The sequence below is a fragment of the Polynucleobacter sp. AP-Jannik-300A-C4 genome, assembly GCF_018688335.1.
In the GTDB taxonomy this organism is placed as follows: domain Bacteria; phylum Pseudomonadota; class Gammaproteobacteria; order Burkholderiales; family Burkholderiaceae; genus Polynucleobacter.
The window spans coordinates 1,398,428-1,423,054 of record NZ_CP061316.1 but is presented as its reverse complement, the minus strand read 5'-3'; the positions used below and the strand labels follow the sequence as shown (position 1 = coordinate 1,423,054).

The window sequence follows — 24,627 nt, the reverse complement described above, 5'->3', positions numbered from 1 at the left end:
GACTAAGAAATTAGTCGGCTTCAATTTCTTCTGGAAGCTCACGAAGAGCTAGTTCGATACCACCAAATTTTCCTGCCACCCAGTTGTAGACCTTGCAGGCAATCCATAGCAGGGCAAAGCCAAGTAAGGCATTGAGTATCAGTGCTGATAGCACTGTAAATCCAGGTATCGCACCATCACGAATGAATGCCACAAATAAGGCTAACAGCACAATTGGAACAGAGAAGCAGAGGTAAACCAAAACCAGAGTTTTGGCGGTATGCATTGGGTCTAGGAAGACAATTTCTTTTTTGGTGAGTTTCATGAGGTGCAATCTTAAAGCAGTCCATCGAAAAGCGCCACATCTACCCAGTCACCAGCAGCCACATTTCCCTGCTCGTGAGACAGAATCACAAAGCAATTTGCCTCACTCATGGATCGCAAAATTCCAGCGCCTTGGCTACCAGTTAGTGTGACTGTAGGCTTTCCGTCTGGGCCACGCACCACAATGGCGCGTTGAAACTCTGTTCGGCCCGGGCGCTTACGAATGGGCGCTTCGGCAATCGCCTGCATGATTGGCGGCTCAGTCTGGCTTGCGCCATTGAGTTGCAATAAAGCGGAACGGACAAATTGGTAGAAAGTCACCATCACTGCTACTGGATTTCCGGGTAAACCAAAGAAGAGGGTTTTACGGCTAGATCCATCCACTGGCCTCAGCATCCCAAAAGCCATAGGGCGGCCTGGACGCATAGCGATTTTCCAAAAACCTACATCACCGAGTTCTTGCATGATCTGCTTGGTGAAATCTGCTTCCCCAGCTGAGACCCCGCCAGAAGAGATGAGGACATCTGCTTTTGAGGCGGCATCTATGAAGGCGGCTTTTAGTGAGGCAGGATCATCGCGCACAATTCCGCAATCGATGATTTCTAAGTCAAGACGCTTGAGGAGTCCGATCAAGCTATAACGATTGCTGTCGTAAATATTGCCAGCCTCTAAAGCATGCCCCAATGGACGTAATTCATCGCCTGAAGAGAGTATGGCTACTCTTAACTTTCTATGAACTGCAAGTTCGGAGATGCCAAGAGAGGCAGCAAGACCGAGATCAGAGGGGCGCAATAAACGCCCTGCAGTAATTGCTGGCTTGCCTTGTTGTAAGTCTTCTCCACGTAAGCGTCGGTTTTCACCACGCTTCACTCGATTGGCTTTGAATGACACGATCGAGTCATCAATAGGACTGTGGGGTTCTATAAACTCCTGGGGAATCACGGTATCGCAGTCGCCTGGCATTAAGGCGCCTGTCATGATCTTGATGCATTCACCTGGAGCGATACTGTCCTCATAGGGCTTGCCAGCAAAGGCAGTACCGATCACTTTGAGGCTAATAAGGTCTTCGCTTTGACCTAAGCAATCCCCATGAAATGCAAAGCCATCCATTGCTGAGTTATCTGCAACTGGAACATCAATCGGTGAAAGTAAATCTTTCGCCAGGATGCGATTGATTGCTTGATCTAATGTGATGCATTCAATGGCGCCAGACTCAGCGCCTTCATGCGATTCTGCGATTAAGTCTTTTACTAAATCGGAGATCGCTATGCGAGCTTGGTCTACATGTAGTGAGCCACTGATATAAATCGGATCGCTTGGGGGTATGTGCTTTAAGTTTGACATGAAGATATTTTTTCTAAAACTGCTAACTCTTCTGGTGTGTTCACATTGGCAAACGCTTGTGGATTTTCAAAAACCACCGTGCCAGATTGCAACTCTTTAAACCAGCGATCAATTTTTAAATCGCCTTTACTTAAAAAGGAATCTAAAGAGTCTTTCAAACTACTTTTCATTAAGCAGAAGACAGGCTGAGACCAAATCTTGCCATCGTCTTCCTTTGAAGAAGCAAAGACGAGCTCTAAATTATTGCTCTCCAGTTCGTCTGCCATTTTTTGGGCAAGATCGTCCGGCAATAAAGGGGAGTCGCAGGGTGATGTAAGTAGGTAAGGTGTTTTGCAGTGCTTGAGACCCACTGAAAAACCAGCTAAGGGGCCGGAGAAGTCAGGGGTTTCATCCATGAATACCGGGTAACTATAGTGTGCATACTTGGTAATGCTGCGGTTGGCATTAATCAGAATGGTGCTAACTTGAGGTTTGAGTCGACTAATGGCAGATTCAATTAGAGGCTTGCCATGAAAGGGAATTAAACCCTTATCGATGCCACCCATTCTTTGGGCGCGACCTCCCGCCAAAATGAGTCCAGTAATGTGTTCAGAGGTAATCATTAGCCGCCGATGTAAGACATTTCTACCTTGCGAGCAGATTTCAATTCAGCGGTATTGGATCCCCGAATTTCGGAGTAGTGATCATTGCGCCCAGACCATGTAGACATGATGGCGTTGGCAATTTCTAAATCGCTTCTACCAGAACGCAAGAGCGTTTTGAAGTCAAAACCTTCATTTGCAAATAAGCAAAGATAGAGTTGACCATCGGTAGAAATGCGAGCTCGCGTGCATTCATGGCAGAAAGTTTGTGTGACACTGGAAATAAAGCCAATCTCACCAGAGCCATCTAGATAACGCCAGCGCTGAGCTACTTCACCAGGATAATTAGCCTCAATAGGTTCAATCGGAAAGATTGCGTTGATACGATTGGCAACTTCTTGAGAGGGAAGCACTTGTGACATATCCCAGCCGTTAGAGCTACCTACGTCCATGAATTCAATAAAGCGTAGCGTCACACCACTGCCTTTGAAGTGCTTGGCCATGCCAATAATCTCTTGATCGTTTGTACCCTTCTTCACAACCATATTGACTTTGAGATTAGTGAAGCCTGCTTCTTGAGCTGCAGCAATTCCATCAAGTACATCTGTGACCGGAAAGTCGACATCATTCATTTTTTTGAAGATGTCGTCATTCAATCCATCAAGACTAATCGTCAAGCGCTGCAAGCCTGCTGCTTTCAATGCGGCAGCCTTCTTGCGTAATATGCTGCCATTGGTAGTGAGTGTTAGATCAAGTGCTTGATTTGTCGTAGTGCGAATCTTGGCGAGCATTTCAACAAGTACTTCGAGATTTTTACGCAGCAAAGGCTCGCCACCAGTGAGGCGAATTTTTTCTACACCCAGAGAAGCAAAGATAGTTGTTAAGCGAGTGATCTCTTCAAAACTCAGTAAATCACTATGAGAGAGATATGGATAGTCTTTGTCGAAGATTTCCTTAGGCATGCAATAGGTGCAGCGGAAATTACATCGATCAGTTACGGAGATTCGTAAATCACGAAGAGGGCGCCCGCGAGTATCTTTGCTTGAAGTATTGGCGGCAACAAGCTGCCCAGGAATGGACGGCGTAAGGCCTTTGCCTTCATCTACACGTATGGGAATGACTTTTTCAACCATGTCTCATTATGGCTGTGAAACGGTGTTTCTGCCAAACTGCCAAATATCCTTGTGGGATAAATAGCAGTCTGGAGAAATTGGATTAAACCGTTTTTTCTTGGCCGCCGGTTTCAACTAAAACCATTGGACCAGTTTGCAAGTTAACAGGAGCCTTTGGAGTTCTACCCATAGGCAAAACTTCTGGCTCAGCTTTGATTTGTGATTGTGCTTCTTGATGCTTGCTAGAGTCTGTGGCCACCCAGACCATACCAGCAGACTGAACCACGCTATGCAATGGAGTCTCTTCGAGTGCTTGGAAGGCAACCTTAGGAAGCTCAGGTACTGGCTTAGCAATGACTTCAATTGCAGCTGCTGTTACTGATGTGACCACTGCCTGTGCGGTAGGGGCTGTTGCAGTGTTATCAGGGCGATTGCTTTGACGCGGTGCACGCTGCTCTCTTGGCTCTCTAGGCGCGCGAGGTGCACGCTCTTTCACATCATTCGAAGCTGCTGGCGCAACACTGTTTCCAAAGCTTTGAGCGATATTCTGAATCGGCATGGAAGCAGATGCCCCAGCCATTCCAACTGGAGGACCTGAGAATGAAGTGGCTACTGCAACAACAGAAGCAATCGCTGCATCACCAGTAGACTCGGTGCGCTCACCACGTTGACCACGACCACGACCACGACGGTTGCGACCACGACCACGACGCTCTTCACCATCCGCACTTGGTGCTGTATCAGTACCTGGAGCAGCCTCAGTAGCTGGAGTTACCGCAGCTGGATTTTCTGGTCTTGGATTTTGATTGCGATTGCCGTTATTGCCATTGCGGTTGCGACCATCTTGACGACCTCTACTTGAACCCGCTTCGCGTGGAGCATTTGTACCTTCGGCGCTTGCTGCACCTTCAACTGGGCGCTCACCGCGATCACTACGTTCGCCACGACGACCACGGTTGCGGTTATTGCCGTTGCGATTGTTTTGATTGCGACCACGGGGTGCGCTTGGAGCAGGCTTCACTTCTGGCGCAGGCGTTGAAGAGAATAGGCTCTTAATAAATCCAAAGAATCCACCGGAGCTAGCAGTTTCAGTGCTAGCTTTTTCAGTGCGCGCAGGACGTGGCTGGCTTACAGGTGCTGGTGCATTTGGCGTAATACCTTTAACAGCAGCTTCTGGGCGAACTTTGACATCTGCATCTTTGCGACTTACTGCAGTATCTGTTTCGAGTTCAGCAGCAGCTTCTTCAGCCATCACATAGCTAGCCTTCTGATCGTCAAGACGCGGATCGTCATGGCGTAAACGCTCAAGCTTGTAATGTGGAGTTTCTAAATGCTTGTTTGGAATCATTAAGACATTGACTTTGAAGCGTGTCTCAATCTTGATGACTTCAGCGCGCTTCTCATTGAGCAAGAATGCAGCCACTTCGACTGGAACTTGTGAATGAATAGCAGCAGTGTTTTCTTTCATTGCCTCTTCTTGGATGATGCGCAAGACTTGCAATGCAGATGATTCGGTATCGCGGATATGGCCTGTACCGTTACAACGTGGGCAAGTTACATGGCTGCCCTCAGACAGAGCAGGGCGTAAACGCTGGCGTGACATTTCCATCAAACCAAACTTGGAAATCTTACCCATCTGGACACGAGCGCGGTCATGGCGCAGAGCATCGCGCAAACGATTCTCAACATCCTTTTGTGCCTTGCTCGATTCCATATCAATGAAGTCGATCACGATCAAGCCACCCAAGTCACGTAAACGTGCTTGACGAGCGATTTCATCGGCAGCTTCTAAGTTGGTGCGGGTTGCAGTCTCTTCAATATCAGAGCCGCGGGTTGCACGTGCAGAGTTGACGTCTACTGAAACTAAAGCTTCAGTATGGTCAATCACGATTGCGCCACCGGATGGTAATGGCACGGTACGTGAGTACGCAGTTTCAATCTGATGCTCGATTTGGAAGCGGGAGAACAATGGAACATCGTCTTGGTAACGCTTCACTCTAGGCAAGTTATCCGGCATTACTACAGACATAAAGGCTGCAGCTTGCTCGTAGATGTCATCCGTATCGATGAGAATCTCACCAATATCTGGTTGGAAGTAATCACGAATCGCACGAATCACTAAGCTGGATTCGAGGTAAATCAATAGCGGCGCTGAATTGCCTTTAGCGGCTTCATCAATCGCGGTCCACAACTGCATGAGATAGCTTAAATCCCACTGCAATTCAGTGGCGTCACGGCCAATACCGGCTGTACGAGCAATGATGCTCATACCATCTGGTACTTGTAATTGGGACATTGCTTCACGGAGTTCTTGACGATCTTCGCCTTCGATGCGACGAGAAACACCGCCTCCACGTGGGTTATTTGGCATTAATACCAAATAGCGGCCTGCTAGTGAGACAAAAGAAGTGAGTGCGGCACCTTTTTGGCCACGCTCTTCTTTTTCCACCTGGACAATGATTTCTTGGCCTTCACGCAATGCATCCTTAATAGAGGCATTACGGACATCAATACCCTCTTTAAAGTAGGTGCGGGCAACTTCTTTAAATGGCAGGAAGCCATGGCGTTCTTCGCCGTAATTTACAAAGCAAGCCTCGAGCGAAGGCTCAATGCGGGTAATAACACCTTTGTAAATATTGCCTTTGCGTTGTTCACGACCGGCAGCTTCGATATCAATATCGATGAGTTTTTGACCATCGACGATGGCAACTCGCAACTCTTCTTGTTGAGTTGCATTAAATAACATGCGTTTCATAACACTCTCCTATTGGGAGTGCATCGTTGCGCGCTGCGCTAGGGACAGGTTAGATACCGCTTGGGGCATAGCCCATTCGCGGCTTTGGAGTGTGGATCAAGCCAATCCAAGCATTTACTGCCTGGTACACCAAGTTCAATGTTGTTAAACCGGTGCCACACTTGACGATCGCCGCAGAGACCTCCTTTAGGTCATCAATGCAGGCGCGCGCCTGAAAACTGTCTTCTAATCGCGGGTCGCGGCATACGGCACACCAACCCTGCGCCTCATTACAACGGGGGAGGGGCAACCCCGGGAGTCTATTAAGGGCGACTCCAAGCTCCACGATTCACGCCTGAATCAGGCTTGTCTCGGGCCAATAAATTGGCTAGAGCGTTGATTATACGGCACAAGTTGAAGGACAATGGGGTATTGTTAAGTCCCTTGTCGACCCCCGTCGGGGTGGCAAGAGAGATAAATCATGAAATCCAAACCCATTTCCAAGCCTTTGCAGGTAAAAACCAGTGCTCCGGCCGCCGTTCATCTTCAGACCATTGGTCCAGAAGAGGCTGGTCAGCGTTTGGATAATTACCTCTTGCGTTGGGCAAAAGGGGTTCCTAAAAGCCACGTTTATCGAATTATTCGCTCTGGCGAGGTTCGGGTGAATAAGAAAAGGGCTGAGCCGACTACGCGATTGGTAGAGGGGGATATAGTCAGAGTTCCTCCGGTTCGGATAGCCGAACCTGCTCAAATGGCGGCAGTCAATACCGCCCAAACTAAGAATCGGGCACAGGGCTATTCCGACAAAATGCCGATTTTGTTTGAGGATGAAGCTTTATTAATAGTAAACAAACCAGCAGGTTTGGCGGTTCATGGTGGTTCAGGCATTGCCCTGGGCGTGATAGAGACCTTACGTATTACACGGCCTGAGCTCAAATTTTTGGAATTGGTACACCGTTTGGATCGAGATACCTCCGGCGTCCTACTCTTGGCTAAAAAGCGCAGTGCCTTGGTGGAACTGCATCGCCAGATTCGCGAAGGTCAAACAGACAAGCGTTACTACTTGCTAGCCCATGGCGAGATTGCTCAAGGTGCAGGCACCATGCAACTGAAATTTGCATTACATAAATACCTGCTGGCCAATGGCGAGCGCCGAGTGCGCGTTGATCCAGATGGGCTACCAAGTCATACCGCTTTGCGTGTTACCAAAGTAATGAAGCGGGGAGAGGATGCTATTACCTTGGCAGAGGCTCAGTTAAAAACCGGGCGTACTCACCAAATCCGCGTACACCTCCAGAAATTAGGTCATTCCATTTTGGGTGATGATAAGTACGGCTTTGAAGACCAAGACAAGATTGTGAAATCCAAACGCTTGTATTTGCATGCTCACTTAGCTGGCTTTACCCATCCCCGTACTGGCGAGAAAATGCGTATCGAATCACCATTACCTGCTGAATTTACTGCCATGATGAAAAACTTTGAAGTACCCCAAAATGCTTGAAGAGCAAAAACGCGATAGACGTTACGACCTGATTGTCTGGGATTGGGATGGAACCATCATGGACTCCACGCCGACGATCGTGAACTGTATTCAGCAAGCTTGCCGTGACTTAGGTTTCAAAGAGCCAGATGACACTCTGGCCAGTTCAGTCATTGGTTTGGGTATTCAGGATTCACTGAGAAGGGCGGTGCCATGGATTGAACCGGCGCACTTTCCCAAGCTGACTGAACGTTTTCGGTATCACTACCTCGCTAAAGATCACGAGTTGGATTTATTCCCAGGTATTCGTGAGCTACTACATCGCTTGCGCGAGGATGGTTACTTATTGGGCGTTGCCACAGGTAAATCTCGTGTGGGATTAGATCGATCTCTACAGCATCACCAGCTTGAGCAGATGTTCCATGAGACACGCACTGCAGATGAATCCTTTTCTAAACCCCATCCCGGAATGCTCTTGGAGCTTTCTGACGTCATGCAAGTGCCGATGCGTCGGATGTTAATGATTGGTGACACCACCCATGATTTAGATATGGCGGCTAATGCAGGGGTTGATGCGGTAGCGGTAACTTATGGCGCACACCCTCCGAGCACTCTAAAAGAAGCGCCATCATTAATTCATGTGGATGATGTCTCACAGCTAAGTCAATGGCTTAGCGACAATCTCACTATTAAAAACGAGTTAGTAAAGAAGGATTAAAAAGATGGATCAAAATCAATCCGAGAATGTGAATCAAAATTGGGAGCGTCAAGCCCTAGAGCATTTATTGCTAGAGAATTTAAAAGAGACTCGTAAGGCGCGTCGCTGGAGAGCAGTCTTTCGCATTCTTACTCTCTTCATCTTTATTGGCGTAGTGCTGGCGGTGTTTGATTTCAATTTACCTGGTCGCGGCATGGGAACAGAGAAGCACACCGCTTTAGTAACGATAGAAGGAGAGATTTCCTCAAGCTCGCTGGCTAATGCTTTAGACATCAACTCATCACTCACTTCTGCATTTGAAAATGAGAGTAGCGTAGGTGTTGTTTTGCGTATTAATAGTCCTGGTGGTTCTCCAGTTCAGGCCGGCATGATGAATGATGAGATTCAGCGCTTACGTAAGCTCTATCCAGCTAAACCGCTGTATGTCGTCGTGGAAGATATCTGCGCATCAGGTGGTTACTACGTGGCTGTTGCGGGAGATCAAATTCTGGTTGATAAGGCGAGTTTGGTTGGCTCTATCGGCGTGATCATGGAAGGCTTTGGATTTACTGGTCTGATGGATAAGTTGGGTGTCACTCGTCGCATGATTACTGCTGGCTCGAATAAGGGAATGATGGATCCGTTCTCTAAAGAAAACCCACAGCAAGTGGAGATGATTAAAACCATGATCGATGAGATTCATCAGCAATTTATTGCGGTAGTCAAAGCGGGTCGTGGTGATCGTCTAAAAGAAACTCCGGAAATGTTCTCGGGTCGAGTTTGGAATGGCGAGCAAGCAATCAAAATTGGTTTGGTTGATGGCTATGGCACGGTGGAGACTGTAGCGCGCGATATTTTTAAAGCACCAGATATTCTCGACTACACCATGAAAGAGAATTTCGCAGAGCGCGTTGCTAAACGTTTTGGTGCTGAGGTTGGCGCTGCAGCAGGTAAGGCTTTAATTAAGACGCCTGATTTAAAGTAAAAACGATAGATCAACCAGGTAGCAAAATCAATGCCTAGGCCAGCAATAGAAATATTGCTGGCCTATTTTGTAGTGAGGAACAGGCAGCTTCATTTGGGAAGCGCTTACGCCAGTCTGCAATCGAGAGCGTGGTGATCATCTCGTTCGGCAAACTGAGATCCATTCCCATACAAAGCATCGATTGTGGTGAGAGTGTATTAAGACAAGCCATGAGCATCGCTGTATTGCGATAAGGCGTCTCAATCCAGATTTGTGTCTGCTGCAATTTTCTTGACTCCACTTCTAGTTGCTTGAGTCGTGTAATGCGGTCTTGCACATCATGTGGAACATAGCCTTGAAATGCAAAGCGCTGACCATTTAAACCGCTAGCCATGAGACCCAACAAAATTGAACTTGGACCAACTAAGGGTTTTACTTTGGCGCCTAACTTATGTGCTGCCAGCACAAGCTCTGCACCTGGGTCTGCAACCCCCGGAACGCCAGCCTCTGACATGAGGCCCATGTCTTTACCGGCAATCAGTGGCTTAAGTAAATCGATTGGTTTGACTGCATCACCATATTTGGCATTACGCGCCACGCCACGCCATTCACTCATTTGCATTTCTTGAATGGTGCAAGCTAAAGGTGCAACGCCATCCACTGCTTTTAAAAAAGCCCGCGCAGTTTTGGCATCCTCAACAATCCAGTGAGTGAGCTTGGCAGCTTGAGCAATAGTTTCAGTTGGTAGCACCCACGGTAATTGTTCAGCGCGAGAATCATCCCCCAAAGTATTGGGAACTAAAAAGAGGGTGCCTAGTGTTGAACTCATTATTTAATTCTTTTCTCTTTGCTAAATTACTTTTTAATTAAGCTTGTTTATTTTTTTGCTGGGATGACAAAACCGGCATCACGCAAGAGGCCGCTTAGTGCTATCAAGGGCAAGCCAATTAATGCAGTGGGATCTTCGCTCTTGATGGATTCTAGGAGTGAGATTCCCAAGCCTTCGGACTTGGCGCTACCAGCGCAGTCGTAGGGCTCTTCGGCATGAAGGTAGGCCTCAAGAACATCATCACCCAGTTTGCGAAAGGTCACTTGCGTAGGAATATTGAGCGTTGTTTCGACATCGCCATGCATCAGACATAGTGCCGTTTGAAAAGTCACCGTTGCACCACGCATCAGTTGGAGTTGTGCCATGGCACGTTCAAAGTTTCCTGGTTTACCAATTGCCGCGCCACAGAGGTCGGCTACCTGATCGGAGCCAATGACCCAAGCCTCAGGGTGATCTTTAGCCACTGCGGCAGCTTTAGCCTTAGCTAAGCGTAAAGCTAAATCCACGGTGCTTTCACCGGGGAGTGGGGTTTCATCCACCTTGGGCGAGATCACATCAAAGGGGATCCGAAGGCGGTCTAACAGCTCGCGACGATAGACCGAGGTGGATGCCAGAATTAGTTTTTTTGCAGAATTACTCATCACTACTTGTACTTTCGCTAAAGCCTTCATTTAGACTGATGTCATGAATCGTAATCAAGTTTTACCTCAAGTTGAGCTATCAACCGATCCCAAGGCTCTAAGCCGGATCGATTTTTGCGCCCCTCAGTCCTATCAAGGCGCAGGGTTTCTAGAAATTTCAGTATTACCCAGGGTGGCTGAGGAGGCCTCTAGTATTGAGCCTGGGGATGGCTTTCATTGGCAGGTAAAGACCCATTTTGCTCATTCTCCAGGCTCTGAACCCCAGCAAATTCTGGAATTGGTCATAAAAGGCCGTATTCATCTGGTCTGTCAGAGCTGTTTGCAGGATTGTGGCCTCGATTTGGCTCAAGATAGTCGATTTGTTCTGGTGACCACCGAGGAGGAAGCGGATACCTTTCCGATAGAAGATGATCAACAGGAGCCATTGGTAGCTAGCCAGCACTTTGACCTTTTGGGCTTAATTGAGGATGAAATCCTCCTCTCGCTTCCTTTAATTCCAAAGCACCCAGCGGGCGCCTGTCAGCCGCATGCCTCCTCATTTGGAGTGGGCGCCGACGTTGATGATGCTTCTGAAAAGCCGCAGAATCCCTTTAACATATTGAAAAATATGAAGAAAAATTGATTTGCCCCGATATTTCAGGGCTTACATTTCAAACACGTTTTATCAATTAATCAAGCATTTAGCTCAATTTACATGCTAGAATGTCGCCTTGCTTAGGAGTTCAATATGGCCGTCCAACAGAATAAAAAATCCCCATCCAAACGTGGCATGCACCGTGCGCACGACTTTTTGACCGCACCTGCTACGGCTGTTGAAGCCACAACTGGTGAGGCTCATTTGCGCCACCACATCTCACCAAACGGCTACTACCGTGGCCGTAAAGTTGTTAAAACCAAAAACGACTAATTTTTTAGTCTAAAAAGATAGAAGCGGCTCACATAAAAGCCGCTTTTTTCTTGGATAAAACCACTTGCAGCAATACCTGATTTTATGAGTGTCACTCTTGCTATCGATGCCATGGGCGGCGATCACGGGGTAGTTGTTACGGTCCCTGCCTGCTGTGATTTTCTCGAAAAACATGCTGATGTGAAGATTGCCTTAGTTGGTAATCCGGAAGCGCTCAAGCAAGCCTTGAGCCAATTTCCAAAAGCGCCAATGGAGCGCATTCAAATTATTTCCGCCAGTGAGGTTGTCTTGATGGATGATCCCATTGAGGTGGCACTACGTCGTAAAAAAGATTCTTCGATGCGCGTAGCGATCGAGCAAGTTAAAGAGGGTCTAGCTGACGCGATCATCTCTTCTGGCAATACGGGAGCCTTAATGGCTATCTCTCGTTACATTCTCAAAACTTTAGATGGTGTTGATCGTCCTGCGATTGCTACGGCGATCCCCAACGAAAAAGGGCGCGGCACCACTATGCTGGATTTAGGTGCTAATGCAGATTGCGAGCCCATGCATTTGGTGCAGTTTGCGCAAATGGCTAACGTTATGGTTCAGGTAGTTGATGGCACGCAAAACCCTTCAATCGGCCTTCTCAATATTGGAGAAGAAGTGATTAAAGGGAATGAAGTGGTGAAGCAGACGAGTGAGTTGCTACGCCAAACTAACTTAAACTTTTATGGCAACGTAGAAGGTAATGATATTTTTAAAGGCACTACGGATATTGTGGTGTGCGACGGTTTTGTTGGGAATGTGGTCCTCAAGGCAAGCGAAGGCTTGGCGAAGATGATGAGTGGTTTAATCAAACAAGAATTTAATCGATCATGGCTTACGAAGTTAATGGCGATCTGCGCCATGGTACCGCTCTTGCGTGTACGCAAGCGTGTAGATCATCGTCGCTACAACGGTGCGGTACTCTTAGGTTTGCGCGGTTGCGTGATTAAGAGTCACGGCTCCGCAGATCGTTTTGCATTTGGTTTTGCGCTTGATCGTGCTTATGAAGCGGCAAAGAATCGCATGGTGGAGCGCATCGCTCAAGCTTTTGTGGCGGAGACAAAATAATCATGAGTACTTTTTCACGGATAGCGGGAACTGGAAGTTATCTGCCAGAGCAGCGATTAACTAATCAGGATCTCGTTGAGCGTTTAGCTAAGATTGGTCTCGAGACCAGTGACGAATGGATTGTGACTCGTAGCGGAATTTCTGCGCGTCACTTTGCTGCAGACAATCAACTGACCAGTGACTTAGCGGTCAAAGCTGCTCAAGCAGCATTAGAGACTGCTGGCTGTACCTCAGAAGATCTTGATTTAATTATTTTGGCGACATCTACGCCGGATCATTTAGGTGGCTTCCCCAGTACCGCTTGCGTAGTGCAAGATAAGTTGGGCGCCCATACTAATTGTGCGGCATTTGATGTCCAGGCAGTATGCGCTGGCTTTACTTATGCCCTCGCGATTGCAGATGCATTTATTCGTACAGGGACTTACAAAAAAGTATTGGTTCTTGGCGCAGAAACATTCTCCCGTATTTTGGATTTTCAAGATCGCACCACTTCTGTGTTGTTTGGTGATGGTGCTGGGGCAGTGATTCTCGAAGCTTCAAAAGAACCAGGTATTTTGGCAACAGCCTTACATGCTGATGGTAGTCAGCGCGATATCCTGTGCGTACCAGGGCGTGCTAAGCAGGGTGGTGTAGATGGTTCCGCTTACTTAACTATGGATGGTCCTGCGGTATTTAAGCTGGCGGTTAAGGTGCTTGAGCAAGTTGCGCATGAGGCGCTAGAAAAAGCCAATCTCAAGCCAGAACAAGTTGATTGGTTGGTGCCACACCAAGCCAATATTCGCATCATGGAGAGCACGGCTCGCAAGATGGGTATGTCGATGGACAATGTCATTGTGACAGTCCATGAGCACGGTAATACCTCCGCTGCATCCATACCGCTTGCATTGGATGTTGGAGTTCGCTCTGGTCAAATTCAACGTGGTCAACACCTTCTACTGGAGGGTGTGGGCGGCGGCTTTGCTTGGGGTGCCGCAGTCATTAAATACTAAAGCGAAGCGCTAAAGCAAAATATCAAAGCAAAGCGCTAAAGCTAAAAATATATTCACAACTATTATTCAGCGACTATTCATATGACATTTGCATTTGTATTTCCAGGCCAAGGTTCCCAATCAGTTGGGATGCTCAACACGATTGCTGATCGCCCTGAAGTTCGTGCGACCCTTCAGGAGGCTTCAGAAGCTCTGGGTGAGGATGTTGCAAAGCTGATTGCTGAAGGCCCTGCAGAAGCATTATCTTTAACAACCAATACACAGCCTGTGATGTTGACTGCAGCGATCGCTTTTTATCGCGCATGGTTAGCCTCTGGTGGCGCTGTTCCTCAGATGATGGCTGGTCATAGCTTGGGTGAGTACTCCGCTTTGGTTGCTGCTGGCGTAATCTCTTTCAAGGATGCTGTGCCTTTGGTGCGCTTTCGTGCTGAAGCAATGCAAACAGCGGTACCAGTTGGTACTGGTGGCATGGCTGCGATCTTGGGTTTGGATGATGCAATTGTGAAGACGGTTTGTGCTGAAGCTGCTACAGCATCCGGTGGCGTAGTCGAAGCGGTGAACTTCAATGCCCCAGGTCAGGTAGTGATTGCTGGTGGAACTGATGCGGTGACTAAGGCCCGTGAATTGCTCAAGGCGGCAGGCGCGAAACGCGCTTTGCCATTACCAGTTTCCGCACCATTTCATTCATCATTGCTACAGCCTGCCTCTGAAAAACTCAAAGGCTACTTGGCTGACATTGAATTTAAGGTCCCCACTATTTCAGTAGTCAATAACGTTGATGTGAATGTTCTCAATGATCCAGCGGCGATTAAGGATGCCTTAGTGCGTCAAGCTGCTAAGCCAGTTCGCTGGCAAGAGACAATCAATGCCATGGCGCAACAAGGTATTACTCAAGTGATTGAGTGTGGTCCAGGCAAGGTATTAGCTGGGCTGACTAAGCGCATCAACGAGAAAGTTATTGGGCTACCTATTTTTGATGAAGTCAGTCTCAATGAGGCATTGGCTGCGGTAAAGTAAAAATACACTCTAGAAACAATAAAGAAACAGCGGAAGATAACTATGAATCTCGATTTAAGCGGACAAATTGCATTGGTGACAGGTGCATCGCGCGGAATTGGTCAGGCCATTGCAGATGAGTTGGTGAAATGTGGCGCCAAAGTAATTGGTACTGCCACGTCCGAAGATGGCGCCAAAGCAATTAATGCGCGTTTACAAGCGAGCGGTGGTCGTGGTGAAGTATTGAATGTGACTGACCCAAAAGCATGTGAGGACATCATTGATTTGATTGTCAAAGATTTTGGCGGTATCAACATTTTGGTGAATAACGCTGGCATCACCCGCGATAACCTAGCCATGCGTATGAAAACAGACGAGTGGACTGATGTGATCGATACCAACTTAAGTGCTGTTTTTCGTTTATCACAGGCGGTAATGCGCCCAATGATGAAAGCCCGTGGTGGTCGCATTATTAACATTACCTCGATTGTTGGTCACATGGGTAACCCTGGACAGGCCAATTACGCCGCAGCTAAATCAGGTGTGTCTGGAATGACTCGTGCCCTGGCCCGTGAAATTGGTAGTCGAAATATCACAGTGAACTGTGTGGCGCCTGGATTTATTGATACTGATATGACTCGTGCATTGAGCGAAGAGCAACAAAATTCGCTAAAAGCGAACATTCCTTTAGCTCGCCTAGGCAGCCCAGAGGATGTGGCTCAGGCAGTGGCGTTTTTAGCCTCTCCAGCAGCTGGATACATTACGGGTAACACCTTACATGTCAATGGTGGCCTCTATTTAGCCTAAAAATAAGGCAGAAATTTGATCATTTTTGGGCGGATTTACTAATTTAGCTCGCCAAGCTGATAAAATCCTTTTCATCGTTTTTTTACAACCCTTGGGGGAATTAATGGATAACATCGAACAACGCGTTAAGAAGATCGTCGCTGAGCAATTGGGCGTCGCAGAAGCAGAGATCAAGAATGAATCTTCTTTTGTGAATGACTTAGGCGCAGACTCTCTTGACACTGTTGAATTGGTAATGGCTTTGGAAGATGAATTCGGGATTGAAATTCCGGATGAAGAAGCTGAAAAAATTACTACTGTTCAGCTCGCTATCGATTTTGCTCAGTCAAAAGCTCAGGGTTAATTCCCTAGCTTAGTTAAAAGCTACTACTGTGTCAGCATCAAATGGCCGTCGCCGGGTTGTTATTACCGGCTTAGGCCTTATTTCACCAGTTGGTAATTCGGTTGATGTAGCTTGGTCTAATTTGCTTGCGGGCAAATCAGGCATAGCTACCATCACGAAGTTTGACCATACTCCGCTGAGCGTGCATTTCGCCGGCGAGGTGAAAGATTTCAATGTCGAAGAATATGTTTCTGCCAAAGAAGCGCGTCATATGGATACCTTTATCCATTACGGCATCGCTGCTGGTACGCAAGCAATTCGTGACAGCGGTTTACAGATAACAGAAGATAACGCAGAGCGCGTTGGCGTGATGGTTGGTTCAGGCATTGGCGGCTTGCCGATGATTGAAGAAACTGGCGCTGAGTTGCTGGCTCGTGGTCCTCGTCGCATCTCCCCGTTCTTTGTGCCGGGCTCAATCATCAATATGATTTCTGGCCATCTCAGCATCTTGTTTGGTCTCAAAGGTCCAAACGTTGCTGCAGTAACAGCTTGCACTACCGGCCTGCATAGTATTGGCTTGGCAGCACGCTTAATTCAGTACGGCGATGCAGATGTGATGGTTGCCGGCGGTGCTGAATCCACTATTTCTGCATTGGGTGTTGGTGGCTTTGCTTCAGCAAGGGCGCTATCTACTCGCAATGATGATCCGGCAACAGCTTCACGTCCCTGGGATAAAGACCGTGATGGTTTTGTTCTGGGCGAAGGTGCTGGTGTTGTTGTTCTGGAAGAGTATGAGCACGCTAAAGCACGTGGTGCAAAAATCTACTGTGAGCTTTTGGGCTTTGGTATGAGTGGCGACGCGTATCACATGACTGCTCCAAATATGGATGGTCCACGTCGTTGTATGGTGAACGCTATGCGTGATGCCGGCTTAAATCCCGATCAGATTCAATATATCAATGCACACGGCACTTCAACACCTTTAGGTGACAAGAACGAAACCGGTGCCATTAAAGCGGCTCTTGGCGATCATGCTAAGAAGGTTTTAATTAACTCTACCAAGTCGATGACTGGCCACCTTTTAGGCGGTGCTGGCGGCTTGGAGTCTGTCTTTACTATTCTGGCTTTACATAATCAAAAGTCTCCACCAACAATCAATATCTTCAATCAAGATCCCGAGTGTGATTTGGACTACTGCGCTAATACAGCTCGCGATGTGAAGATTGACTATGCCGTCAAAAACAACTTTGGCTTTGGGGGTACTAACGGTACCTTGATTTTTGGCAAACTGACCTAATATACAGATTAGGCTTTTCCTTTCTTCGTTTCTTCAATTATTGGTTTTTACCAAGCAGGTCTATAGCATTATGAAAAAGTACCTTATTACGCTCTTGGCTATCTTTAGCTTAGGGCAATTCGCATTGATTTCTCAGGTCTCCGCCCAGAGTCCACGGGTTTCCATTCCCGATTTTGCTGATCTGGTTGAGAGAGCTAGCCCTGCTGTGGTGAATATTCGCACCACTGAAAAAGTGATGCAGCAGCAAGCTCAGGGTGGTATTCCAGGAATGCCAGAGGAGCAGGCTGAGTTCTTTCGTCGTTTCTTTGGTGTGCCTATTCCAGGGTTGCCTAGCGGACCTAAGCAAGCTCAACCAAACTCTGGCAAACCGCAAGAGGCGGATCGTGGCGTAGGCTCGGGTTTCATTATTGAATCCAACGGCTTGATTTTGACGAATGCCCACGTGGTTGAGGGCGCAAATACCATTTACGTTACTTTGACTGATAAGCGTGAGTACAAGGCCAAGCTATTGGGTATGGATAAGCGTACCGATGTGGCGGTGGTCAAAATTGATGCACGTGACTTACCGAAGTTGCCACTCGGCGACTCTTCTCGCGTGAGGGTAGGTGAGTGGGTATTGGCGATTGGCTCCCCATTTGGCTTAGAAAATACGGTGACAGCAGGCATCGTTTCCGCCAAGAGTCGTGATACTGGTGATTACTTGCCCTTTATTCAGACAGACGTAGCGGTTAATCCTGGCAACTCTGGCGGCCCCTTGCTAAATACCGCTGGCCAGGTAATTGGTATCAACTCGCAAATCTTTAGCCGCTCTGGCGGATATATGGGAATTTCCTTTGCCATTCCAATTGATGAAGCGATGCGCGTTGCGGACCAATTGCGTACCAATGGAAAAATGACACGCGGCCGTATTGGTGTTGCTTTAGGTGAGATGACTAAAGAGATTGCTGAAAGTTTAGGCTTAGGTAAACCACGTGGTGCTTATGTTCGTAACGTTGAGCCAGGTGGTCCGGCAGCTGCAGGTGGGATTGAGTCTGGGGATGTGATTCTCAGCTTCAACGGTCGTGATATCGGTAAATCCACGGATCTTCCTAGGGTGGTTGGTGAGACTAGGCCGGGTACTAGTGCCAGCGTACAAGTTTGGCGCAAAGGATCCACCAAAGACTTAGTGGTTTCTGTTGTGGATACTGAAGCAGGCCAGGCTGCCGTCAAGAAGTCGGATAACTCCGGTTCAGCTGGCGGAAATACTAATTCTCTTGGGGTGGCAGTTTCTGAGCTTTCAGACAGCAAGAAGAAAGAGCTCAATATCCGTGGTGGCGTTGAGGTTACTGGCCTAGGAGATGGTCCTTTGGTACGTGCAGGCGTTCGTCCTGGGGATGTCATCATTCGGATTGCAGATGTGGATATTACTGGGATTAAGCAGTTTGAAGGCCTGGTAAAGGGCTTGGACTCCACTAAGGCTGTCCCGGTTTTTGTCCGCAGAGCCGATAGCACCATGATTATTCCAGTAAGGCCAAAATAAGCCAAAACCGAGGTTTTTGGGTGAAATAAACGGGTTTGGCGCTATTTTGGCGCCACCCATTACAATCACTTTAAGACGGCTTTTTGCAGCGCATCATCGTGGTGCGTTCTGACAAGGCGTTTTTTGAAGACCACATAAGACGCTATGGATTTAATCCGCAATTTTTCTATCATCGCTCACATTGATCACGGCAAATCCACGCTTGCTGATCGCATCATTCAACTTTGCGGCGGTCTCTCTGATCGTGAAATGGAAGCACAAGTTCTCGACTCGATGGATATCGAGCGTGAGCGTGGTATCACCATTAAGGCGCAAACAGCTGCGCTTACTTATAAATCCAAAGACGGTAAAACCTACAACATCAATTTGATTGATACGCCAGGACATGTCGATTTTTCATATGAAGTAAGTCGCTCGCTGTCTGCATGTGAAGGTGCGCTTTTGGTGGTGGATGCAAGTCAAGGCGTTGAGGCTCAAACAGTTGCTAATTGCTATATGGCGCTGGAGTTGGGTGTTGAGGTTGTACCAGTTCTCAATAAGATTGATTTGCCGCAGGCAGATCCGGAGCGAGCCAAAAAAGAAATTGAAGATGTTATCGGGATCGATGCATCAGACGCAGTAACCTGTTCAGCTAAGACTGGATTGGGTGTACAGGATGTCATTGAAGAAATGATTGCGCTCGTACCCCCACCCAAGGGTAATGCAGCAGATCCTTTGCAGGCTTTAATTATTGACTCTTGGTTTGATAACTACGTTGGCGTAGTGATGCTAGTGCGCGTTGTGAACGGCACCTTAAAGCCAAAAGAAAAAATCACCTTGATGGCAAATGGCTCAAGTCATTTGGTCGAGCATGTTGGCGTGTTTAGCCCGAAGTCCGTAGATCGCCCAGAGTTATCTGCTGGCCAGGTAGGCTTCGTGATTGCTGGCATCAAAGAGCTGAAAGCTGCCAAGGTGGGCGATACCGTTACCCATACACCCGGACAACAAGGTCGAGTTCCTGCTACGGAACCGCTTCCTGGATTTAAAGAAGTGAAGCCACAGGTCTTTGCAGGTCTGTACCCAGTAGAGTCCAGTGAATACGATCAACTCCGAGAGTCTTTAGAGAAGCTGCAATTAAATGATGCTTCACTCTTGTATGAGCCTGAGGTTTCACAAGCACTCGGTTTTGGATTCCGCTGCGGCTTCTTGGGTCTTCTCCATATGGAGATTGTGCAAGAGCGTTTAGAGCGTCAATACGGTATGAACCTCATCACCACTGCTCCAACGGTGGTTTACCAAGTTGAGCAGTCAGACGGCACTATCTTGTCGGTAGATAACCCGTCAAAGATGCCCGAGGCTAGCAAAATCAATACGATTCTTGAGCCTATCGTGACGGTCAATTTGTACATGCCGCAAGAGTATGTCGGTTCGATTATTACGCTATGTGTTGGTAAGCGCGGTATTCAGATGGATATGAACTATCTTGGTCGTCAAGTGAAGCTCACCTATGAGTTGCCTATGGCTGAAATTGTTTTAGATTTCTTCGACAAGATGAAATCCATCTCGCGTGGCTATGCATCCATGGATTACGAGTTCAAAGAATATCGTCCGGCTGATGTGGTTAAAGTCGACATTCTCATTAATAGCGAGCGCGTTGATGCACTCTCGGTAATTGTCCATCGTAGCAACAGTCAGCATCGCGGGCGCGAAGTGGTTGCCAAGATGCGCGGCATTATTCCGCGTCAGATGTTTGATGTCGCCATTCAGGCGGCGATCGGTAGCAATATTGTTGCTCGTGAAAACGTGAAGGCCTTACGTAAAAACGTATTGGCTAAGTGTTATGGCGGGGATATTTCTCGTAAACGCAAATTACTAGAGAAGCAAAAAGAAGGTAAGAAGCGCATGAAGCAAGTAGGTAATGTGGAGATTCCACAAGAAGCCTTCTTAGCCATTTTGCAGGTGGACGATTAATGAATTTTGCTCTCATCCTTTTTATCTTGGTAGTGGTCTCAGGCATTGCTTGGATTGCTGACCGTTACTACTTTGCCCCGCAAAGACGTGTGGCTGGTATCGATCGCATGCCATTGTGGTTGGAATATACAGCTGGTTTCTTCCCGGTAATTTGCGCGGTCTTTGTGCTGCGCTCATTTCTTGTAGAGCCATTCAAAATTCCATCGGGATCCATGATCCCAACCCTACAGATTGGCGACTTTATTCTGGTGAATAAATTTACCTATGGCATTCGTTTGCCAGTGATTAATCAGAAGGTAGTTGATCTAGGATCTCCAAAACGTGGTGATGTTGTGGTGTTCCGCTATCCACGTGATGAATCCATTGATTACATTAAGCGTGTAGTCGCTATACCTGGCGACACTATTACTTATCAAGACAAGCGCTTAACGGTAAATGATCAACCTTTGCAATATAGCGGCGGCGAGCCTTACCTTGATCCAGAAAATATGCGCTATGCCAAGCGGTTTTCAGAATCATTTCCTGCTGACCTGGGTGGCAACAAGCATGAGATATTGAATCATCCTGATAGGCCTGTTGGCATGTTCCCTGCAGAGCGTTTTCCTGGATTTGAAAACTGCCAATACATTAATGCTGGACTTACTTGCAAGGTGCCTGCGGGTCATTACTTTGCGATGGGCGATAACCGTGACAATAGTGCTGATTCTCGTTACTGGGGATTTGTGCCGGATAAAAATATCGTGGGAAGAGCATTCTTTGTTTGGCTGAACCTCGGAGATCTAGGTCGCATTGGCGGATTCGAATAAGACCATGAATGCCCGCGCCGTTATCGAAACTGCACCGCTGCAAGCGCAACTGGGCTACACGTTTAAAAAACTAGAGCTGCTCAATCAAGCCCTTACACACCGTAGTCATAGCAAGAAAAATAATGAGCGCCTTGAGTTTTTAGGCGACTCGATTCTGAATTGCGTTGTTGCAGAAATGCTCTATGAGCGTTATTCCGATTTAGATGAAGGTGATCTTTCTCGTGTTCGAGCAAACTTAGTCAAGCAGCAAGCGCTCTATGAGATCGCTCAAACGCTATCGCTATCAGACTACCTGCGTTTAGGTGAGGGGGAGTTAAAGAGCGGTGGTTTCCGTCGCCCATCCATTCTGGCTGACACACTTGAGGCGGTCACTGGCGCAATCTTTTTGGATGGTGGATTTGATGCGGCTAAGACGTGTTTACGTAAGTTATATTCCATCATTTTGACTAACGTTGATCCCAAGACTTTGGGTAAAGACGATAAGACTTTGTTGCAAGAGTGTTTACAGAGTTATCAGTTGCCACTACCTGCTTACAACGTAACCGGTACTAGTGGTGCAGCCCATAACCAGCAATTTGAGGTTGAGTGCTTAATACCCAATCTCAAGGTTGCCGTTAAAGGTGAGGGCGCCTCTAGACGTGCAGCAGAACAAGCGGCAGCTAAGTTGGCTTTAGTCTCTGCGCTGAAAGCCTTGCCACAAGCACTGGGTAAACCCAAAAAGACGCGGTCGGCTAAAAAGAAGGCGGCAAAAAAAGTAGCAACCGAAGAACAGTTAAATCTTAAGCTGAAGGGCTAATTGTGTTTAGATGCGGCACTATCGCCATTGTTGGCCGTCCGAATATGGGCAAATCGACTCTCTTGAATGCTTTAGTTGGTCAGAAGATTAGTATCACGTCGCGCAAAGCTCAGACTACACGTCATCGGATTTTAGGTATTCAGAATCGTGAAGAGGCGCAGTTCATCTTCATTGATACACCAGGCTTTCAGACTCGTTTAATGAATACCCTGAACAAGGCCTTGAATCGTACGGTAACCACTGCCTTGCAAGATGTGAATGTGGCTTGCTTTGTAGTTGAAGCAGGTTACTTTGGTGAGGATGACAAGAAGGTCCTGAAACTACTTCCAGATGACCTGCCCGTTGTCTTAGTTTTGAATAAATTAGATTTATTTAATAGCCGCTTCCAGACTCCTTCTGAGCGTGATCAGGCGCTACTCAACTTTATTAAAGAGATGGCCCGTCCTTGGTGCGAATTGGGTGGCCATGAAGATCAAAAGTGCGAGTTCGCTGAAATCGTCCCGATGAGTGCCAAGAGTCCTGGAGATGTTGAAAGATTATTAGACGTGCTCGAGGGCTACTTGCCTGAGGCACCAGCAGTCTACGATGGCGACACCATCACCGATCGTAGTGAGCGCTTCTTGGCTGCTGAGATCTTGCGTGAGAAGGTCTTTCGTTTTACTGGCGAGGAATTGCCTTACACCAGCACAGTAGTCATTGATCAGTTCAAGATGGATGGCAAGATGCGCCGTATCGCTGCCACTATTTTGGTAGATCGCGACAGCCATAAGGCGATGATTATTGGTGCTAAGGGCGAGCGACTGAAGAAGATCTCAACTGATGCCCGTATTGACATGGAAAAGCTCTTTGATGGAAAGGTATTCCTGGAGACTTGGGTCAAGGTTAAACGTGGCTGGGCAGATGATCGTGCTGAATTACGGGCGCAAGGGCTAGAGTAATTATTCATGGCTTCTATTCGTGTTGCTGACGAACCTGCTTTTGTATTACACAGCATCCCTTATAAGGAAACTAGCTTAATTCTGGATGTCTTTACGCGTCAATATGGCCGTATGGCCTTGATTGCTAAGGGCGCTAAGCGTCCGCACTCAAGCCTTCGTCCAGTATTGCAACGCTTTCAACCTCTATTGGTTTCTTGGAGTGGTAAGTCTGAGCTACGGACATTAACGAAGTCAGAGTGGGTTGGCGGCACGCCATCTCTAGTTGGGGATGCTCTCTTATGCGGTTTTTATCTCAATGAGTTATTAGTCAAGTTTCTCGCGCGCGAGGATGACTATGAAAAGCTCTATGACCATTACACCGATACGATTTCTGCTTTATCTAATCTTGAGCTGGAATCCAAAGGTCTAGAAGAAATTCTACGTCCTTTTGAATTAACGCTCTTACAGGAAACAGGTTATGCAGCAGCGCTAGATCGCTGCGTGGAAACGAATAGTGCTCCGATCTCCAATGAGCAATATGTTTATCAGCCAGAGCGAGGCGTGAGGCCTGCTCAAGGGGATGATCCAGGCCACTGGCCGGTCTTGAGCGGCAAATCTCTGCTAGCCATTGCAGCAGGTGACTTTTCTGATCAAGAGACGCTTTCTGAGAGTAAGCAGTTAATGCGCTTCCTATTGGGATTGCATCTTCAGGATCAAGTGTTGACTACCCGTCAGATTTTGATTGATCTGAAGAAAATCTAGTAATCTAAGCCAATGAATACCCAACCAAAGCTAGAACTTGGCATCAATATCGATCACGTTGCTACCTTGCGTAATGCGCGTGGCACGATTTACCCTGATCCATTAAAGGCTGCCCGTTTAGCTGAAGAGGCGGGTGCTGATTTAATCACCCTACATTTACGTGAGGATCGTCGCCATATTAAAGACGCCGATTTGATGGCCTTGCGCCCCTTAATACAGACACGTATGAACTTAGAGTGCGCCGTTACTCCGGAGATGATCAATATTGCTTGCCGAGTGCAGCCACATGATGTGTGCCTAGTTCCTGAAAAGCGTGAAGAGGTCACAACTGAGGGTGGCTTGGATGTGTTGGGACACTTTCAAGCTGTTCAAGCAGCTACTACGCAATTAAAAGGTGCAGGCATTCGGGTATCCCTGTTTATTGATCCAGAAGAAAAGCAAATTCAAGCTGCTAAGGATGTTGGAGCAACAGTAGTGGAGTTGCATACTGGGCGTTACGCAGATCTGTCTGGTGACCAACAAATGCAAGAGCTTGAGCGCATCAGAAAAGCTGCCCAGTTTGGTAGAAGTATTGGTCTGAGAGTTAATGCTGGGCATGGCTTGCATGAGGGAAATGTGATGCCGGTAGCTGCCATTGCGGAGCTCTCAGAACTCAATATTGGTCACGCGATTGTTGCTGAGGCACTTTTTAAGGGTTGGCAAAAAGCAATTACTGATATGAAGGCTCTGATGGTTCAGGGTAGAGCAAACACTTCCAAAGCGGAATGAACCTGGCGGTA

Annotated in this window: 26 protein-coding genes; 18 read left to right on the top strand and 8 right to left on the bottom strand. The window is 47.5% G+C overall.

The window, feature by feature from the left end:
* Positions 1–10: 10 nt before the first annotated feature.
* From FD975_RS07485 to FD975_RS07460, 6 genes are all read right to left on the bottom strand, one after another.
* A complete protein-coding gene (locus FD975_RS07485) occupies positions 11–304 on the bottom strand; it encodes a hypothetical protein (protein ID WP_215301529.1) in 294 nt (97 codons plus the stop codon).
* Positions 305–315: 11 nt separating this feature from the next.
* Complete coding sequence (glp, locus tag FD975_RS07480) at positions 316–1,647, bottom strand: gephyrin-like molybdotransferase Glp (RefSeq protein ID WP_215301527.1); 1,332 nt, start codon at positions 1,645–1,647, stop codon at positions 316–318.
* Positions 1,635–2,249, bottom strand: coding sequence for a molybdenum cofactor guanylyltransferase MobA (gene mobA / locus FD975_RS07475; protein ID WP_215301525.1), 615 nt, complete (start codon positions 2,247–2,249; stop codon positions 1,635–1,637). Before mobA ends, glp begins: the two co-directional genes overlap by 13 nt.
* Complete coding sequence (moaA, locus tag FD975_RS07470) at positions 2,249–3,361, bottom strand: GTP 3',8-cyclase MoaA (protein ID WP_215301524.1); 1,113 nt, start codon at positions 3,359–3,361, stop codon at positions 2,249–2,251. Before moaA ends, mobA begins: the two co-directional genes overlap by 1 nt.
* Positions 3,362–3,443: 82 nt before the next feature.
* Positions 3,444–6,095 (bottom strand): Rne/Rng family ribonuclease, encoded by a 2,652-nt coding sequence (locus FD975_RS07465; protein WP_215301522.1) that lies wholly within the window; start codon positions 6,093–6,095, stop codon positions 3,444–3,446.
* Between the two features lie 49 nt (positions 6,096–6,144).
* Positions 6,145–6,384, bottom strand: coding sequence for a hypothetical protein (locus FD975_RS07460; protein WP_215301520.1), 240 nt, complete (start codon positions 6,382–6,384; stop codon positions 6,145–6,147).
* Between the two features lie 171 nt (positions 6,385–6,555).
* Between FD975_RS07460 and FD975_RS07455 the strand changes: the two genes are divergently transcribed.
* From FD975_RS07455 to FD975_RS07445, 3 genes are read left to right on the top strand one after another with little or no spacing between them, the layout of a single operon-like run.
* Positions 6,556–7,575 carry an RluA family pseudouridine synthase gene (locus FD975_RS07455; protein WP_215301518.1) on the top strand — a complete coding sequence of 340 codons (1,020 nt, stop codon included), beginning with the start codon at positions 6,556–6,558 and terminating at the stop codon, positions 7,573–7,575.
* Positions 7,568–8,272, top strand: coding sequence for an HAD-IIIA family hydrolase (locus tag FD975_RS07450; protein WP_215301517.1), 705 nt, complete (start codon positions 7,568–7,570; stop codon positions 8,270–8,272). The genes FD975_RS07455 and FD975_RS07450 overlap by 8 nt, the downstream gene beginning before the upstream one ends.
* A gap of 4 nt (positions 8,273–8,276) precedes the next feature.
* Positions 8,277–9,236, top strand: coding sequence for a S49 family peptidase (locus FD975_RS07445; protein ID WP_215301515.1), 960 nt, complete (start codon positions 8,277–8,279; stop codon positions 9,234–9,236).
* A gap of 34 nt (positions 9,237–9,270) precedes the next feature.
* Here FD975_RS07445 and FD975_RS07440 read toward each other — a convergent pair whose 3' ends face one another.
* Together FD975_RS07440 and FD975_RS07435 are read right to left on the bottom strand one after the other, a co-directional pair.
* Positions 9,271–10,044 carry an SAM-dependent methyltransferase gene (locus FD975_RS07440; RefSeq protein ID WP_215301514.1) on the bottom strand — a complete coding sequence of 258 codons (774 nt, stop codon included), beginning with the start codon at positions 10,042–10,044 and terminating at the stop codon, positions 9,271–9,273.
* Positions 10,045–10,091: 47 nt separating this feature from the next.
* Positions 10,092–10,715 carry a Maf family nucleotide pyrophosphatase gene (locus FD975_RS07435; protein WP_371743373.1) on the bottom strand — a complete coding sequence of 208 codons (624 nt, stop codon included), beginning with the start codon at positions 10,713–10,715 and terminating at the stop codon, positions 10,092–10,094.
* A gap of 13 nt (positions 10,716–10,728) precedes the next feature.
* On the opposite strand from FD975_RS07435, the gene FD975_RS07430 reads away from it, so the two are divergent.
* The 15 genes from FD975_RS07430 to pdxJ all read left to right on the top strand — a co-directional run bounded on the left by FD975_RS07430 (position 10,729) and on the right by pdxJ (position 24,616).
* Positions 10,729–11,307: a YceD family protein gene (locus FD975_RS07430; RefSeq protein ID WP_215301512.1), complete on the top strand. Its 579-nt coding sequence runs from the start codon at positions 10,729–10,731 to the stop codon at positions 11,305–11,307.
* Positions 11,308–11,412: 105 nt separating this feature from the next.
* The gene (gene rpmF / locus FD975_RS07425; protein WP_011902241.1) at positions 11,413–11,592 is read left to right on the top strand and encodes a 50S ribosomal protein L32; all 180 of its coding nucleotides are present in this window, start codon (positions 11,413–11,415) and stop codon (positions 11,590–11,592) included.
* An 84-nt stretch (positions 11,593–11,676) separates the two neighbouring features.
* Positions 11,677–12,687, top strand: coding sequence for a phosphate acyltransferase PlsX (gene plsX / locus FD975_RS07420; protein ID WP_215301510.1), 1,011 nt, complete (start codon positions 11,677–11,679; stop codon positions 12,685–12,687).
* 2 nt (positions 12,688–12,689) lie between these two features.
* Positions 12,690–13,676, top strand: a complete 987-nt coding sequence (locus FD975_RS07415; RefSeq protein ID WP_215301508.1) for a beta-ketoacyl-ACP synthase III — start codon at positions 12,690–12,692, stop codon at positions 13,674–13,676.
* Positions 13,677–13,757: 81 nt separating this feature from the next.
* Complete coding sequence (fabD, locus tag FD975_RS07410) at positions 13,758–14,693, top strand: ACP S-malonyltransferase (RefSeq protein WP_215301507.1); 936 nt, start codon at positions 13,758–13,760, stop codon at positions 14,691–14,693.
* 42 nt (positions 14,694–14,735) lie between these two features.
* Positions 14,736–15,479 carry a 3-oxoacyl-ACP reductase FabG gene (fabG, locus tag FD975_RS07405; protein ID WP_215301505.1) on the top strand — a complete coding sequence of 248 codons (744 nt, stop codon included), beginning with the start codon at positions 14,736–14,738 and terminating at the stop codon, positions 15,477–15,479.
* Between the two features lie 103 nt (positions 15,480–15,582).
* The gene (gene acpP, locus FD975_RS07400; protein WP_046330561.1) at positions 15,583–15,822 is read left to right on the top strand and encodes an acyl carrier protein; all 240 of its coding nucleotides are present in this window, start codon (positions 15,583–15,585) and stop codon (positions 15,820–15,822) included.
* A gap of 28 nt (positions 15,823–15,850) precedes the next feature.
* Positions 15,851–17,098, top strand: a complete 1,248-nt coding sequence (gene fabF / locus FD975_RS07395) for a beta-ketoacyl-ACP synthase II (RefSeq protein ID WP_215301502.1) — start codon at positions 15,851–15,853, stop codon at positions 17,096–17,098.
* A 70-nt stretch (positions 17,099–17,168) separates the two neighbouring features.
* The gene (locus FD975_RS07390) at positions 17,169–18,617 is read left to right on the top strand and encodes a DegQ family serine endoprotease (RefSeq protein WP_215301500.1); all 1,449 of its coding nucleotides are present in this window, start codon (positions 17,169–17,171) and stop codon (positions 18,615–18,617) included.
* 144 nt (positions 18,618–18,761) lie between these two features.
* Entirely contained in the window at positions 18,762–20,567 is a 1,806-nt protein-coding gene (gene lepA, locus FD975_RS07385) for a translation elongation factor 4 (protein ID WP_215301499.1), read from the top strand.
* Positions 20,567–21,373 (top strand): signal peptidase I, encoded by an 807-nt coding sequence (gene lepB / locus FD975_RS07380; protein ID WP_215301497.1) that lies wholly within the window; start codon positions 20,567–20,569, stop codon positions 21,371–21,373. Before lepA ends, lepB begins: the two co-directional genes overlap by 1 nt.
* Positions 21,374–21,377: 4 nt before the next feature.
* Positions 21,378–22,169: a ribonuclease III gene (gene rnc, locus FD975_RS07375; protein WP_215301496.1), complete on the top strand. Its 792-nt coding sequence runs from the start codon at positions 21,378–21,380 to the stop codon at positions 22,167–22,169.
* Positions 22,170–22,171: 2 nt separating this feature from the next.
* Positions 22,172–23,107: a GTPase Era gene (gene era, locus FD975_RS07370; RefSeq protein ID WP_215301494.1), complete on the top strand. Its 936-nt coding sequence runs from the start codon at positions 22,172–22,174 to the stop codon at positions 23,105–23,107.
* A 6-nt stretch (positions 23,108–23,113) separates the two neighbouring features.
* Positions 23,114–23,848, top strand: coding sequence for a DNA repair protein RecO (gene recO / locus FD975_RS07365; RefSeq protein WP_215301492.1), 735 nt, complete (start codon positions 23,114–23,116; stop codon positions 23,846–23,848).
* 12 nt (positions 23,849–23,860) lie between these two features.
* A complete protein-coding gene (gene pdxJ / locus FD975_RS07360; RefSeq protein ID WP_215301490.1) occupies positions 23,861–24,616 on the top strand; it encodes a pyridoxine 5'-phosphate synthase in 756 nt (251 codons plus the stop codon).
* Positions 24,617–24,627: the final 11 nt, after the last annotated feature.

Coding starts and splice junctions, on each gene's coding strand:
- FD975_RS07440 (WP_215301514.1), bottom strand. CDS start 10,044: ATGAGTTCAACACTAGGCACCCTCTTTTTAGTTCCCAATACTTTGGGG.
- FD975_RS07415 (WP_215301508.1), top strand. CDS start 12,690: ATGAGTACTTTTTCACGGATAGCGGGAACTGGAAGTTATCTGCCAGAG.
- rpmF (WP_011902241.1), top strand. CDS start 11,413: ATGGCCGTCCAACAGAATAAAAAATCCCCATCCAAACGTGGCATGCAC.
- recO (WP_215301492.1), top strand. CDS start 23,114: ATGGCTTCTATTCGTGTTGCTGACGAACCTGCTTTTGTATTACACAGC.
- lepB (WP_215301497.1), top strand. CDS start 20,567: ATGAATTTTGCTCTCATCCTTTTTATCTTGGTAGTGGTCTCAGGCATT.
- fabG (WP_215301505.1), top strand. CDS start 14,736: ATGAATCTCGATTTAAGCGGACAAATTGCATTGGTGACAGGTGCATCG.
- lepA (WP_215301499.1), top strand. CDS start 18,762: ATGGATTTAATCCGCAATTTTTCTATCATCGCTCACATTGATCACGGC.
- moaA (WP_215301524.1), bottom strand. CDS start 3,361: ATGGTTGAAAAAGTCATTCCCATACGTGTAGATGAAGGCAAAGGCCTT.
- FD975_RS07435 (WP_371743373.1), bottom strand. CDS start 10,715: ATGAAGGCTTTAGCGAAAGTACAAGTAGTGATGAGTAATTCTGCAAAA.
- FD975_RS07485 (WP_215301529.1), bottom strand. CDS start 304: ATGAAACTCACCAAAAAAGAAATTGTCTTCCTAGACCCAATGCATACC.
- acpP (WP_046330561.1), top strand. CDS start 15,583: ATGGATAACATCGAACAACGCGTTAAGAAGATCGTCGCTGAGCAATTG.
- FD975_RS07465 (WP_215301522.1), bottom strand. CDS start 6,095: ATGAAACGCATGTTATTTAATGCAACTCAACAAGAAGAGTTGCGAGTT.
- FD975_RS07445 (WP_215301515.1), top strand. CDS start 8,277: ATGGATCAAAATCAATCCGAGAATGTGAATCAAAATTGGGAGCGTCAA.
- FD975_RS07430 (WP_215301512.1), top strand. CDS start 10,729: ATGAATCGTAATCAAGTTTTACCTCAAGTTGAGCTATCAACCGATCCC.
- rnc (WP_215301496.1), top strand. CDS start 21,378: ATGAATGCCCGCGCCGTTATCGAAACTGCACCGCTGCAAGCGCAACTG.
- fabD (WP_215301507.1), top strand. CDS start 13,758: ATGACATTTGCATTTGTATTTCCAGGCCAAGGTTCCCAATCAGTTGGG.
- FD975_RS07390 (WP_215301500.1), top strand. CDS start 17,169: ATGAAAAAGTACCTTATTACGCTCTTGGCTATCTTTAGCTTAGGGCAA.
- mobA (WP_215301525.1), bottom strand. CDS start 2,249: ATGATTACCTCTGAACACATTACTGGACTCATTTTGGCGGGAGGTCGC.
- FD975_RS07450 (WP_215301517.1), top strand. CDS start 7,568: ATGCTTGAAGAGCAAAAACGCGATAGACGTTACGACCTGATTGTCTGG.
- pdxJ (WP_215301490.1), top strand. CDS start 23,861: ATGAATACCCAACCAAAGCTAGAACTTGGCATCAATATCGATCACGTT.
- glp (WP_215301527.1), bottom strand. CDS start 1,647: ATGTCAAACTTAAAGCACATACCCCCAAGCGATCCGATTTATATCAGT.
- FD975_RS07455 (WP_215301518.1), top strand. CDS start 6,556: ATGAAATCCAAACCCATTTCCAAGCCTTTGCAGGTAAAAACCAGTGCT.
- plsX (WP_215301510.1), top strand. CDS start 11,677: ATGAGTGTCACTCTTGCTATCGATGCCATGGGCGGCGATCACGGGGTA.